General features: G+C 40.3%; 12 protein-coding genes. 1 reads left to right on the plus strand and 11 read right to left on the minus strand.

All coding sequences use genetic code 11. The annotated features are described in order from the left end of the window. The first annotated feature begins 111 nt into the window (after positions 1-111). Positions 112-1,062, plus strand: coding sequence for a uridine diphosphate-N-acetylglucosamine-binding protein YvcK (gene yvcK / locus JFU56_RS00945; RefSeq protein ID WP_374221019.1), 951 nt, complete (start codon positions 112-114; stop codon positions 1,060-1,062). Here the strand turns inward: yvcK and JFU56_RS00950 are convergent. The 11 genes from JFU56_RS00950 to JFU56_RS01000 all read right to left on the minus strand — a co-directional run bounded on the left by JFU56_RS00950 (position 1,034) and on the right by JFU56_RS01000 (position 14,372). After that, positions 1,034-1,378, minus strand: coding sequence for an Hpt domain-containing protein (locus JFU56_RS00950; protein WP_198435422.1), 345 nt, complete (start codon positions 1,376-1,378; stop codon positions 1,034-1,036). The genes yvcK and JFU56_RS00950 overlap by 29 nt on opposite strands. A 43-nt stretch (positions 1,379-1,421) precedes the next feature. Continuing rightward, the gene (locus JFU56_RS00955; protein WP_198435423.1) at positions 1,422-2,909 is read right to left on the minus strand and encodes a SpoIIE family protein phosphatase; all 1,488 of its coding nucleotides are present in this window, start codon (positions 2,907-2,909) and stop codon (positions 1,422-1,424) included. Next, positions 2,909-3,628, minus strand: coding sequence for a cellulose synthase operon protein YhjQ/BcsQ (locus JFU56_RS00960; RefSeq protein ID WP_198435424.1), 720 nt, complete (start codon positions 3,626-3,628; stop codon positions 2,909-2,911). The genes JFU56_RS00955 and JFU56_RS00960 overlap by 1 nt, the downstream gene beginning before the upstream one ends. Further along, positions 3,625-5,745, minus strand: coding sequence for an SLBB domain-containing protein (locus tag JFU56_RS00965; RefSeq protein ID WP_198435425.1), 2,121 nt, complete (start codon positions 5,743-5,745; stop codon positions 3,625-3,627). The genes JFU56_RS00960 and JFU56_RS00965 overlap by 4 nt, the downstream gene beginning before the upstream one ends. Next, positions 5,742-6,875 carry a hypothetical protein gene (locus JFU56_RS00970; RefSeq protein WP_198435426.1) on the minus strand — a complete coding sequence of 378 codons (1,134 nt, stop codon included), beginning with the start codon at positions 6,873-6,875 and terminating at the stop codon, positions 5,742-5,744. Before JFU56_RS00970 ends, JFU56_RS00965 begins: the two co-directional genes overlap by 4 nt. A 21-nt stretch (positions 6,876-6,896) precedes the next feature. Next, positions 6,897-7,232: an STAS domain-containing protein gene (locus JFU56_RS00975; RefSeq protein ID WP_198435427.1), complete on the minus strand. Its 336-nt coding sequence runs from the start codon at positions 7,230-7,232 to the stop codon at positions 6,897-6,899. A gap of 162 nt (positions 7,233-7,394) precedes the next feature. After that, positions 7,395-8,264, minus strand: a complete 870-nt coding sequence (gene sucD, locus JFU56_RS00980; protein ID WP_198435428.1) for a succinate--CoA ligase subunit alpha — start codon at positions 8,262-8,264, stop codon at positions 7,395-7,397. Next, on the minus strand, positions 8,265-9,431 hold the full coding sequence (gene sucC / locus JFU56_RS00985) for an ADP-forming succinate--CoA ligase subunit beta (RefSeq protein WP_198435429.1): 1,167 nt from the start codon (positions 9,429-9,431) through the stop codon (positions 8,265-8,267). It abuts the gene before it with no gap. A gap of 99 nt (positions 9,432-9,530) precedes the next feature. Further along, positions 9,531-10,700 (minus strand): 2-oxoglutarate dehydrogenase complex dihydrolipoyllysine-residue succinyltransferase, encoded by a 1,170-nt coding sequence (gene odhB, locus JFU56_RS00990; RefSeq protein WP_198435430.1) that lies wholly within the window; start codon positions 10,698-10,700, stop codon positions 9,531-9,533. A 21-nt stretch (positions 10,701-10,721) separates the two neighbouring features. Further along, positions 10,722-13,538, minus strand: a complete 2,817-nt coding sequence (gene sucA, locus JFU56_RS00995; RefSeq protein WP_198435431.1) for a 2-oxoglutarate dehydrogenase E1 component — start codon at positions 13,536-13,538, stop codon at positions 10,722-10,724. A gap of 117 nt (positions 13,539-13,655) precedes the next feature. Then, positions 13,656-14,372 carry a succinate dehydrogenase iron-sulfur subunit gene (locus JFU56_RS01000; RefSeq protein WP_198435432.1) on the minus strand — a complete coding sequence of 239 codons (717 nt, stop codon included), beginning with the start codon at positions 14,370-14,372 and terminating at the stop codon, positions 13,656-13,658. Between the last annotated feature and the right edge of the window lie 7 nt (positions 14,373-14,379).

Here is a 14,379-nt window from a genome sequence, read left to right on the forward strand (position 1 = left end):
AAATACGTTCGATAGCGCATAAACACACGCCCATTTAAAGTTTGCTTAATAATTAGCCGTAAAAATCAACTTAATGACCAACTAAATTACCAACGAAAGTAATTTCAAGATATGATGATGTTATCTATTTTACTCAATTTGACTCATCTTATGTTACAAAAATCACTTTCAGATCTTAATAAGGTTGTCGCTATTGGCGGTGGGCATGGGCTCGGCCGAGTGCTGTCTTCCCTGTCCTTTTTAGGACCAAGGTTAACAGGAATTGTAACAACAACCGATAATGGTGGTTCAACCGGGCGTCTTAGAAGCACTGAAAATTGTATTGCTTGGGGTGATATCCGTAACTGTATTAATCAGTTAGTCACTCAACCAGACATCGGCTCATTATTGTTTGAATATCGCTTCCAAAGTGAAGGTGAGTTAAAAAATCATAACCTAGGTAATCTCATGCTTGTAGCATTAGATAACCTCTGTGTGCGCCCCCTAGATGCAGTAAACCTTATCCGTAATATGCTACATGTCGAATGCCAACTCATTCCGATGTCAGAACAGCCAAGTGACTTAATTGCGGTAACGCCTTGCGGCAGTGATGTACACGGTGAAGTATCTGTAGATAAAATGCATGAATTTCCAAATGAATTAACAGTCCAACCCAACGTGTCAGCAACACAAGAAGCCGTTCAAGCGATTGAAAAAGCGGAATTGATATTATTAGGGCCAGGTTCATTCCTCACTAGTATCATGCCTCCTCTACTACTGAAAGACATACAAGTTGCTCTGCGCAGAACAAACGCAAAAGTAATTTACTTAGGTAATTTACAGCACGAGATAGGTCCAGCATCAACTATCCCGCTACAAGAGCGCTTAAAATGGTGTGAAGCTAAGTTAGGTTTTCCGCTGATTAATGCCGTGATACAGGATACAGATAAACAATCTGAACTGACTTATCCTAGTTATACCCATGATTTACGTGAAGAGGTAAATCAAAACTATCACGACAGAACAAAATTAAAAACAGCGATCGAATCAGTTGTTAATCACATTTTAATGTCAGCGCGCTGATCGCATCTTCTAAACTTTTAATTAACAATGGTAATTTCGCTTGCACTTCCGCAGTGCTATTTGATTTTGCCATTATTTCCAATTCCTCAGCATGTTGTTGCACAATCAAGGCACCGTACGTCCCTGCGCTGCTTTTTATACTATGACAGCTTTGCGCTACTTTATCATTATCAACGCTCGTCATTAACGCTTGTAGGTCTGCAATACGCTCTGTTGTTTCTTCGTTAAAAACATCCACTAACGCTGGTAACATGTCCTCCCCAACATCAACCAGTAATTGAGTGAATACCGTTTCATTAATAACTGTGTTTTCCATTTCATTACCTCTTACTTTAGATTATAGCTTTACTCAGTACAGGCTAAGAATTAATCTCAATAACCAGCGCTGTGACATCATCTTGTAACTGCTCTGGAGAAAGTGATTCAAAACGTAGCCAGAGTTTATCTAACGTACTTTGAGCTGTTTTCCCTTTAATATCAACAAGAATATCGTCAATACAGTCACAGTTTCTATCTATGTTTTCAAAAATACCATCAGAATAGAAAAATAGCTTATCTTCGGGTGTTAATTGCAAAATCACTGATTCATATTGCTCATCTGCTAGCAACCCTAATACCGTGCCTTTACAGTCAATCGCTTCATAACCAGAATCGTGTAGCAAGTAAGGTTGTGGGTGACCTGCCGATGCGATTTCACATTTCGTGCCGGTAAGTCTAATCACCGTGCAGGTTAGCATACTCGTTTCTAACAGCTGATTTAAATACAATCGATTAGATAACCCTGCAAGTAAGTTCGTTGGAGAGGTATCAACCGCTGTGATAACCCCTTCCAAATACCCCATGATGGCAAAACTATGGAATTTAGCGACTGGGCCATGCCCCATAATATCACCTAGCACGATAATCTGACTTTCACCAAAATCATGGAAGAATACAAAGTCCCCCCCACCTTCAGTCGCTGGACTATGCGCTAACGCAAAATTCCATAGCCCACTTTTTAAAGGGAGTGATGGCTTAAAGGGTCTACTCAGTGATTCCATTACCCGTTGTTGATAATGTAAGGCGAGTTGATTTGTCCTACGTATAACCCGATTACAAACAGCAAGTAATGAGGTTTTAGTGATAGGTTTAATTAAGTAACCATCAATTGATACTTCAGCGGCTTGTTCCTGGACAGATAGGTTTCCGTCCCCCGTCAAGAATACGAACGGTGTTAATGCACCTTTATCCAGATTTTCAACCTTTTGCCTTAATTCAAATCCAGACATATCTGGCATGTGTATGTCTGCGATAATAAGATCACAACCTTCGTGTGAAATAAATTTAAGCGCCTGAATAGCATCATAAAAAGTATAGACGACAAAATCATTGTTGAGATAAGCCTGGTGCGCTGATAATAAAATTCGATCATCATCAACAATCACCACTTTGAGCTTTTTATCTTGTTTTTTTAATGGGCAGGTCAATTTATTGATACCGTCGGTACTCACATAACTACCATCAGGATTATTCTGTTGGATTAGAGCTAACCCCATACCGCCTGTCAGTAGCTCGCCATTAAATATATCACGAGTATCTGCTTGATAAGGATTAAAGCGCTCACCATTATCGGACACTGAAAAATACCAATTACCATCACTACCAGCGAGTTCTATACTAAACCAGTGAACAGAGTCTGGGTTATGGAAATACAGATTTGACAGGTATTCAGCTAGCACGAGTGTCACCCGATCTATTTCTGCTTGGCCGAGTGCTAATTGATAGCACAATGCTGTCAGTAAACGTCGAACCTCGCTAATAGAGTTCAACTTTAACGCATATTTTTTGGCGAAGAGCTGTGTTTTCATCAACGACCTATATTCCCTTTTAACAGTTCGATATTTGAGATACGCTTAAGTAGCCATCGCTCAATTCTTGGAAAACGTTTTAATCGCCTTCGCACAGAGTTTCTTAATTGCATATCCAGTGGTGGGCACTCTACATCATTGATAACAGTACCGATCAAATTAATCTGGTTATTGTTAAAAATTTCCATAGTCTTTAATACCCGACTCTCTAGTGAAATACCGGGCGCTACAACAAGCAAACTGGCGTCACAGCCTCTCGCGATGACTTCACCTGGAATATTTGAAAAATTAGCCCTAGTAATAGCGCATGTATCAAATATAATAAAATTATAGCGTTTCAACCAAATCTCTATCGCATTTTTGAGTTTTTTTTCATCTCGAAAACTGATATTTTGATCTTGTTCACTTTGTGGCGCAGGTAAAATATCTATCATCTCTGAAAATGGGGTGATACAAGCGGTTTGTAGGTCAGTGTCATCCAAAGACCATGACTGCTTTTGTTTGACATACTCATTCGTGATTGCTGGTTTAAATGTGTTCAGGTCGACGATTAAGACTTTATTACCCGCGGCTTTATAACGCCGAGCTAACGCTAAAACTAACTCCGTTGAACCTTCTTTTCCTTGCGCACAATTTATAGAAATAGATTTAATATTCTCACTCATAATTGATTGATATATTTGCTCTATTTCTACGAATGTCTCTGGCAATATATTCATAATGAAGAACCCACGATGAAGAGTGTGACCACGCTGAGTGCACTTCCTAAGATATCCATAAACTGACTCCAATTCGAATCATTGTCATTAGGAATATAAATGGTATCTCCTGCATGTATAATCGGAATATCGCGGTAATCGGGCTGAGTAAAATAATTTTTCATATTAAACGTACGCGCTGTATGTTCCATTTCCCCATGTTTAGTGAGAATGACAATACGATCAATATACGCTTCAGATGTAGGGCCTCCAGCCATTGTTAATATACCTACAACATCCAATGATGCATCATATTTGTAGCGCCCTGGATTATGCACAGCCCCTAGAATCTGAACAATATTCACTGTATTGTTGAGTTCACCGCCATCTGTCTTAGCAGGGATATAAATTGTATCTCCTGGCAGTACTTGCGGTAGCAGGTTTTCATCACCCGTTTCAAAGTACATATCCAGATCTAACGTTGAGGCTTTCGCATAGCGGCGATTGCGATGCGTAATTTTAATGTGTTTAATATCGGCGTCATTAGTCGGGCCATCTGCCGCGGATAATAAATCAAGAAAATCCAATCCACTATTAAATGCATAACGTCCAGGAGCGCCGACTGCACCCAGAATATAAATTGATGATTCAGACTCTTGTTTGATCCACTTTGATTTGTTGTCTACAGGATCATCGGGCAGTTCATTGAACATTATGGTGTCACCAGCCGATAACTGCGGCAAAGATAAATAATCCCCACCTACTTTCATAAATTTTTCTAGATTAAAATACTGACGTTGTCCTAAACCATCATCTCCAACAACAATTATTTTCGCTAAATCTGCTTTTTCAGTTGGACCTTCTGCATGCCCGAGCAGATCGAGAAATGTCATACCATCAGCCCACTGGTAACGCCCAGGATTTTTGACCGCGCCGATGATTTTAATAGCCTCGTTATGTGCTTCAATCAACCACGATTTCTCAATCATGTCAGCTTTTTCGGGTAAGAAAATAACATCACCCCCGGCAATCTGAGGAAAAGGATTATTTTCAGGATCATCGGAATATTTTTTTAAATCAAAACGAAATGTATCACCATTAACTTTAAGGATTCTAATTTGTTGCGTATCTGCGTATCGATTGGGACCACCGGCATTGGCTAGCATATCCATGAAGGTTATACCTTCACGTCCTTCATAAGCGCCTGGTTTATTGACTTGCCCCATAACATAAACAACTTGTAAGCCAACTTTGATGTCTGCGACTTGAATAGGGACAAAAATAGTAGTACCTGGTTGCACTCTGGGTAATTTCGATACATCGCCGGTATCAAGGTAAAGTTTTAAATCGAATGTTTGTGGTTCTTTCAAACCCATTACTCTTATCTTACTGACATTACCGTAACGGGTGACACCACTGGCCTTCATTAAGCTTTCGATCACCGTCATACCAGGCACATAAGAGAACGTGCCCGGTGCGTTAACCTCACCAAATACCGTCACTGCTTTTTGAGTATCGCTTGCATCACCACCTGCTTTTAAGGTAGTCGCATCGAAAGTCATCTGTACATTACCAGTCAGCGGCGATGATGGCACAAAAATAACATCGCCAGATTTGAGGATTGGTAATACGTTGTCATCACCCGTTTCCAAATAACGCTTAAAATCAAAAATAATCACTTTAGCGCCACGTTGTAACTGCATATTATCAAGTTGAGCACCAGCTAGCATTCCCCCTGCTTTATTCAATGCCATCTGTACATTACCAAATTCGGGCAGCACGACTTCCCGAGGATCATTGACATAACCTAATACAGTAACTAATTTTTCTCGTGCTCTAAATTCTATATAGAGTTTCGATATATCGCGAAACACCACACTCAATGCAGATTTCAATTCCTTTAACACAACAGCTAAGGTTTTCCCTTTGACTTTAACCTGCCCGACTTCAGGTATTTGAATATAGCCACTTGCATCAACTTGAAACGGTTCTTCAAAATCCTTTTCACCAGGCATAAAAATAAACAATTGATCACCAGAATCAATCAGTTCACCAGCAGCATAAGCGATTGATGATGTCGGTATCAAAGTAAAAAAAAGCGTTAAAGATAAAGTCCAACACAATACGATAAATTTCATAATGCGATACCTTTAGGCAATGATGCATCAGTAAACTGCTCGCCTTCATTCAACAAAAAACGCCAATCTTTTACTTTATGATTTACATCTTTATTAGCCTCTGATTGCCACATTAATGTGCTAATGATAGGTGTTGAAGACCTCATGGCGTCACGGCGTAAGTTTTCATAAATAACTTTGTGGCGTAATGGTTCAGCTGTAATGTTGACTAAATAATTAAATATGGCATCAGTACGTAAATTAAGTAACTCAACATCATCTAGATTCGTTGCATAATCATTTTCAGCCAACTTATTAGTGAGACTAACTTGCTCATTGGATGTATCAATTTCATGGATCTGCACGGGAGTATGCTGCTGTTCGATGTTTATTTGCAAACTCGATATTTGTTCAACACTGACGCTAGGAACTTGTTCAAAAAGTAAATATTGGCGCATTATTTCATTGTAATCTTCTACACCTTCATTTTTTTCTGTGTCCACTCGAGACGTATTTTCATCCACGACGGTATTAATGTCGTGAGTCACAATAGCATTGTTGTAATTGACATTAGTTTGTGTATTTGTCTTCTTATCTTTGCTTTCGAACAGTTTGTATTTAGTGTATTCGACCACAATTTTCGGGTTATCTAAGAGCAGAAAACTGAACTGACGAAGACAGACTTTATACTCATCGGTCAAAATGGCGTTACCCGTTTCAAATTGCGGTGCGCAGTACAGTAAAAGATCAAGCTGATAAATCAGCGGGTGGACAAAATTAGACGTCAGTATACGCGGGGGTTGCGCACAATTAGTATGACTAGAGACTTCATTGAGTTGTACAATTAAATTAGTAATATGCTTTTCAAAAATGGCGAGTTCAACGTTAATATTTTGTGGGTCTTCTACTGCAATGGATTTTTCAACACGACTATTAATATTATTTACCGTTTTTACATATGCAGGAATACACATTTCAGCTCCCCGTAAGTTGGCAACGGACAAATGTAGATTCAAGTAATCATAGTGCTGCTGAAAGAGGGCTCGTTCTTCTGAGTGCGTTCCTATATCAGTGAAATAGCCTTCGTTAGGCCAATTTGTACATGCAGACAAAGATATACACATAGCTATCCATAGCAATAATTTATTCATTGAATACCTTACGGCATTTTATTATGCCGGGTGACTGTTATCACTTTCACTAATATCTTCGATAAAGGGAATTGCATTTTCGACACGTAGCATCGTCATCAACTTATAAGGCTGACCTGATACCTTGAGTAGAGATAACGTACGGCGTTGTGAAATGAGTCTTTTAAATAAAAAAACAATCGCGCCAATACCCGTTGAATCGATAAAGTTAACGTTTGAAAAATCCAAGATAATATTCTCCTTATGATCTTGAACTAATAATTCCAAACTAGGCTGAAGGCTGACTACATGCTCAGAATCGAGATCTGTGGCGATAGGTAAAATTATGATTCCATCATAAGGTCTTAATATGTCCATTATAACTACTCCAAAGAATACAAAATTAATTCTGATGGTAATATTAACGTGAAAATACATTAATATTTTTCAAGCTCATAGTTAATAATATAGACGTAAAAACCATAAGATGCACAAATAAAAAAACCACCCGAAGGTGGTTTATTATAATTAAAACAAGTATTAACCTAATTTAGCACGTAATGCCGAGCCAATATCTGCTAATGAGCGCACTGTTGATACACCTGCGTCTTCAAGGGCTGCAAATTTTTCGTCTGCAGTACCTTTACCGCCAGCAATAATAGCGCCAGCATGACCCATACGTTTACCAGCAGGAGCTGTAACACCCGCAATGTAAGAAACAACAGGTTTAGTTACATTTGCTTTAATATAAGCAGCCGCTTCTTCTTCTGCAGTACCACCAATTTCACCAATCATTACGATTGCTTCTGTTTGTGGATCTTTTTCAAACATTTCAAGTACGTCAATAAAGTTAGTACCTGGAATTGGATCACCACCGATACCAACACAAGTTGATTGGCCGTAACCTTCATCAGTAGTTTGTTTTACAGCTTCATACGTTAATGTACCAGAGCGTGAAACAATACCAATTTTACCAGGCTTGTGAATGTGACCAGGCATAATACCAATCTTACATTCACCCGGAGTGATTACACCCGGACAGTTAGGACCGATCATACGTACATTTTGTTGATCAAGTTTAACTTTAACTTCGATCATATCTACAGTCGGGATACCTTCTGTAATACAAACGATAAGTTCAATACCTGCATCAATTGCTTCTAAGATAGCATCTTTACAAAACGGTGCTGGTACATAGATAACAGACGCTGTTGCGCCAGTTGTTTCTACAGCATCACGTACTGTGTTAAATACAGGAAGACCTAAATGTGTTGTGCCGCCTTTACCAGGAGAAACACCACCAACCATTTGTGTGCCGTATTCTGCAGCTTGCTCTGAGTGGAAAGTACCTTGACCACCAGTGAAACCTTGACAGATTACTTTCGTATCTTTATTAATTAAAACGCTCATTTATTTGCCCTCCGCTGCTGCAACAACTTGTTGCGCTGCATCCGTTAGGCTAGATGCTGCGATAATATTTAATCCAGATTTAGCTAAAACTTCACGGCCTAATTCTGCATTGTTACCTTCTAGACGTACAACAACAGGTACTTTAACACCCACTTCTTGTACAGCACCAACAATACCTTCAGCAATCATGTCGCAACGTACAATGCCACCAAAGATGTTTACTAGTACAGCTTTAACATTTTCATCAGAAAGGATGATTTTAAATGCTTCAGCAACACGTTCTTTTGTCGCGCCGCCGCCAACGTCTAGGAAGTTAGCTGGTTTGCCACCATGGATGTTAACAATATCCATCGTGCCCATTGCTAGGCCTGCACCATTTACCATGCAACCAATGCTACCGTCTAATGCAACATAGTTTAATTCAAATTTAGCAGCGTGAGCTTCACGTGCATCTTCTTGAGTAACGTCTTGCATTAAACGTAGTTTAGGCTGGCGATAAAGCGCATTTGAATCGATAGTAATTTTACCATCTAAACAAACAAGATCACCGGCACCAGTAATGATAAGTGGATTGATTTCAAGTAGTGCCATATCAGAATCAGTGAACATTTTAGCTAGACCCATGAAGATCTGTGTAAACTGTTTGATTTGAGCGCCCTGTAAACCAAGTTTGAACGCAAGTTCGCGTGCTTGGTAAGGTTGTGCACCTACAAGTGGATCAATCGTTGCTTTATGAATTAATTCAGGCGTTTGCTCTGCAACCGTCTCAATATCAACACCACCTTCAGTTGATGCCATAAATACAACTTTACGTGAACCACGGTCAATAACCGCGCCAAGGTAAAGTTCATTTGCGATATCACCCGCAGCTTCAACTAAGATTTGTGAAACAGGCTGACCGTGTTCATCAGTTTGATAAGTAACTAAGTTCTTACCTAACCAATGCTCAGCAAATGCTGTAATTTCATCTTTAGATGTTACAAGCTTAACGCCACCTGCTTTACCACGCCCACCGGCGTGTACTTGACACTTAACAACCCATTTATCGCCACCAATTTTGTCAGCGAAAGCTGCCGCTTCATGAGGTACGTTTGTAGCGTAACCTTCTGGAACTGGCAAACCATATTCAGCAAAAAGTTGTTTTGCCTGATACTCATGCAGATTCATGCTCGTATATCCATGTTAATAGCCACTTGGGCTTGTCCCGGGAACTTACGCCTCAAAATAAGGCGCAAGCAACTTAAAAATTAAACTTAAAACTTACTATTACACATCTAAAAGAAGACGAGTTGGGTCTTCTAATAATTCTTTTATCGTTACCAAGAAACCAACAGATTCTTTACCATCAACCAAACGGTGATCATAAGAAAGCGCTAGGTACATCATAGGTTGAATAACAACTTGACCATCAACAGCCATTGGACGGTCTTGGATTTTGTGCATACCCAAGATTGCGCTTTGTGGTGGGTTGATGATTGGCGTTGACATTAATGAACCAAATACACCACCGTTAGTCACTGTAAAGTTACCACCTGTCAGGTCTTCAATTGACAATTTACCGTCACGGCCTTTAAGTGCTAGTTCACGAATATTCTTCTCGATGTCAGCAAGGCTCATCGTATCGCAATCACGCAATACCGGCGTTACTAGACCACGCGGCGTAGAAATCGCGATGCTCACATCAAAATAGTTGTGATACACGATGTCTGTACCATCGATTGAAGCGTTCACTTCAGGGTAACGTTTAAGCGCTTCAACTACAGCTTTCACGTAGAAAGACATAAAGCCTAGACGGATACCATGGCGTTCTTCAAATACGTCTTTATACTGTTTACGAATATCCATGATAGGTTTCATGTTGATTTCGTTAAACGTTGTTAACATTGCAGTTGAGTTTTTAGCTTCTAATAGACGCTCAGCAATACGCTTACGTAGACGCGTCATCGCAACGCGTTTCTCGGTACGGCCCGCTTGTAGTGCTACTGGAGCAACAGCTGGCGCAGCAGCTTTAGCTACTGGTGCAGGCGCTAATGCTTTTTCAACATCTTCTTTAGTGATTAAGCCATTTTTGCCAGTGCCAGTAATCTTAGATGCATCCAAGCCTTTCTCAGCAATAAGACGGCGAACAGCAGGACTTGCGTCAACTGATTCAGCGCTTACTTCTGCAGGTTTATCTTTTGTTTCTTCACCAGCGACAGCGCCAACTTTTAAACGTCCAATAACTTGCTGTCCAAGAACCGTTGCGCCTTCTTCTTCTAAAATTTCAACAAGAACACCAGATTCAACTGCTGGAACTTCTAGAATTACTTTATCGGTTTCAATCTCTACAATTACTTCGTCACGTTCAACAGCATCGCCAGGGCGTTTGTGCCATGTTGCGACTGCAGCGTCAGCTACTGATTCAGGTAGTACAGGTACCACGATTTCGATTGTCATTTTCATAATTCCTTTAATAAACTATTTCTGCGCAACAGTTAAAGCATCTTCAATAAGTGCTAGCTGTTGTTTTGTATGTACAGACATATAACCGACTGCCGGTGATGCAGATGCAGCACGTCCAGCGTAACTTAGTTTCGCGCCTTGCGGGATAGATTCCCAGTAGTGATGCTGACTTGAATACCAAGCACCTTGATTCTGAGGTTCTTCCTGGCACCAAACAAACTGTTCTACATGTTGATATTGTGCAAAGACAGCTGCAATTTCCGCGTGCGGGAAAGGATAAAGCTGTTCAATACGTACAATAGCAACATCAGTTTGACCCGTTTTACGACGTGTTTCGAGTAAATCGAAATACACTTTACCGCTACACATGACAACGCGTTTAACTTGCGTTGGGTCAAGTTCATCAATTTCACCGATAACATTTTGGAACGTACCTTCAGCTAGTTCAGACAAAGTCGATATAGCAAGAGGATGACGTAACAATGATTTTGGTGTCATTACGATAAGTGGACGACGCATAGGACGTACAGTTTGACGACGAAGCATATGGTAAACTTGCGCTGGTGTACTCGGTACACACACTTGCCAGTTATGCTCAGCACACATTTGCATGTAACGTTCTAGACGTGCAGATGAATGCTCAGGACCTTGCCCTTCATAGCCATGTGGTAACATTACTGTTAGACCACACATACGACCCCATTTCTGTTCGCCAGAAGAAAGGAATTGATCGAATACAACTTGTGCACCATTGGCGAAATCACCAAATTGTGCTTCCCAAATAGTCAAACCACTTGGTTCCGTTGTTGCATAACCATATTCAAATGCTAATACCGCTTCTTCAGATAACACTGAATCGTGGATAGTTAGCTCACCTTGTTCAGGTTTTAGATTCGCTAATGGTGTATACGTACTCGCGTCTTCTTGGTTATGAACAACAGCATGACGATGGAAGAAAGTACCACGGCCAACATCTTGTCCTGTAATACGTACTTTGTAATTATCATCAAGTAATGTTGCATAAGCTAATGTTTCAGCAAAACCCCAATCACACGCTTTTTCACCGTTTGCCATCGCCACACGATCGTGATAAATCTTCTGTACACGAGATTGAATCTTGTGTCCTTCAGGAACCGTCGTCATTTTGATTGCAAGATCTGTCAGGGTTTGTTGCGCTACCTGAGATTGGTACGGCATATCCCATTCATGTTTTAAGTACGGGTTCCAGTCAACAGAGTGCTGTTGCATTGGACGCCATTCTTTAACAACACATTCACCATCATCAAGTAAATCGCGATATTCGTTAATGAAACCAGTTGCTTCAGCTGCATCAATCACAGATTCACCAACAAGTTGATCTGCGTAGATCTTACGTGGTGTTGGGTGTTTTTTAATTTTCTTATACATCAATGGCTGCGTTGCACTCGGTTCATCAGCTTCATTATGGCCATGGCGGCGATAACACACTAAATCGATAACAACATCACGTTTGAATGTATTACGGAAATCAAGCGCAATCTGTGTAACCAAAACAACTGCTTCAGGATCATCCGCATTAACATGGAAGATAGGTGCCTGAACCATTTTTGCGATATCCGTACAGTATTCTGTAGAACGCATATCTTTCGGATTTGACGTTGTAAAACCAACTTGGTTGTTAACAACAATACGTACCGTACCGCCGATGCCATAAGCGCGTGTCTGCGACATATTAAATGTCTCAGCAACAACACCCTGACCAGCAATTGCAGAATCACCATGAATTGTAATAGCCAGTACTTCATCACCATTTGTGCTACCAAGACGTTCTTGACGTGCACGAACAGATCCCATCACTACTGGGTTAACAATTTCTAAATGCGATGGATTAAACGCAAGTGCTAAATGAACATTACCGCCTGGGGTATGAAAATCAGAGCTGAAACCTTGGTGATACTTCACATCACCCGCTCCCCATACGTCGCTGTGTTTACCAGCAAATTCATCAAACAGGTCAGCTGGTTTTTTACCCAGCACGTTAACCAGCATATTAAGTCTGCCGCGATGCGCCATACCAATAACAGCTTCTTTGATACCTTGTTCACCACTACGACGAATTAATTCTTTCATCATTGGAATTAGTGCATCACCACCCTCAAGGGAGAAACGTTTTGCACCAGGGAACTTAGCACCTAAGTATTTTTCTAGACCTTCAGCAGCCGTTAAGCTTTCCAAAAATCGTAATTTATCTTGTTTCTCAAATTCAGGGCTGCTTTCAACAGACTCTAAGCGACTTTGAATCCAACGCTTTTCTTCTGTAGATACAATGTGCATATATTCAGCAGCAATTGAACCACAATAAGTTTTTTGTAGCGAAGCATATAGGTCACTTAATTTCATGCTTTCTTGACCAATCGCGTATGAACCAACATTAAAGTTAGCGTCAAAATCGGCATCCGAAAGTGTGTGATATGCAGGGTCTAGATCTTGTACACGATCACGTGCCCATATACCCAATGGATCTAGGTTGGCATGCTGGTGACCACGGAAACGGAAAGCATTAATTAATTGTAATACTTTAACCTGTTTCGAATCATTATGCGGGTCGCTTACTTGCGCTGCATAGCGAGAGGTTTCTTTCGCAAGACGAATGAAATAATCCTTTACAGGACCATGTGGAACTTCTTTAGTCGAATTATCAACTTTAGGTAGACCTAAAAATACAGTTTGCCATTCTTCGCCAACTGAATCAGGATCTGCTAAAAATTGCTCATATAAATCTTCAATATATGTCTGGTTCGCACCGGCTAGATGAGAGGATTCTAACCAGGCTTTCATGACGTTATTCTGCATTCTCTGCCCTTTTTACTTTAAATGTCCATCGCGCCAGAGATGGTAGCAAAGATTTCAAATTACTTGGCCATTCCCAACGGAATGACCATTGTAACTAAAAACTAACAAAAAACATTGCTACACCGCACGTTGTAGTAACATAGATTTAATATTACCGATTGCTTTTGTAGGATTTAGACCTTTAGGGCACACATTTACACAGTTCATAATACCGTGACAACGGAATACACTAAACGCATCATCTAATTCAGATAGACGTTGGTCAGTTGCCGAGTCACGACTATCAACTAAGAAACGATAAGCCGCTAATAAACCAGCAGGACCCACGAACTTATCAGGGTTCCACCAGAATGATGGGCATGATGTTGAACAACATGCACATAAGATACACTCGTATAATCCATCTAACTTTTCGCGTTCTTCAGGTGATTGAAGGTTCTCGCGAGCAGGTGGAATAGCACTGTCATCTGTAATTAAGAACGGTTTAATACGTGCATAATTATCATAAAACTGCGACATATCAATAACAAGATCTCGAACCACTGGTAAGCCTGGTAGTGGACGAATAACAATCGTGTTGTTCATGTTTAAATCAGATAGCGGTGTAATACATGCTAGGCCATTTTTGCCATTCATGTTTACACCATCAGAACCACACACACCTTCACGGCAAGAGCGACGGAAAGATAAAGATGCATCTGTTTCTTTTAATTGAATAAGCGCATCAAGCACCATCATGTCAGAACCTTCAGGTACTTCAAGGCTCATTTCTTGCATTTTAGGTTTGCTATCAACATCAGGGTTATAGCGATAAATTGAAAATTTAACTTGCATAGGTATC

Origin of the sequence: Moritella sp. F3 (assembly GCF_015082335.1) — a bacterium.
Taxonomy (GTDB): Bacteria; Pseudomonadota; Gammaproteobacteria; order Enterobacterales; family Moritellaceae; genus Moritella.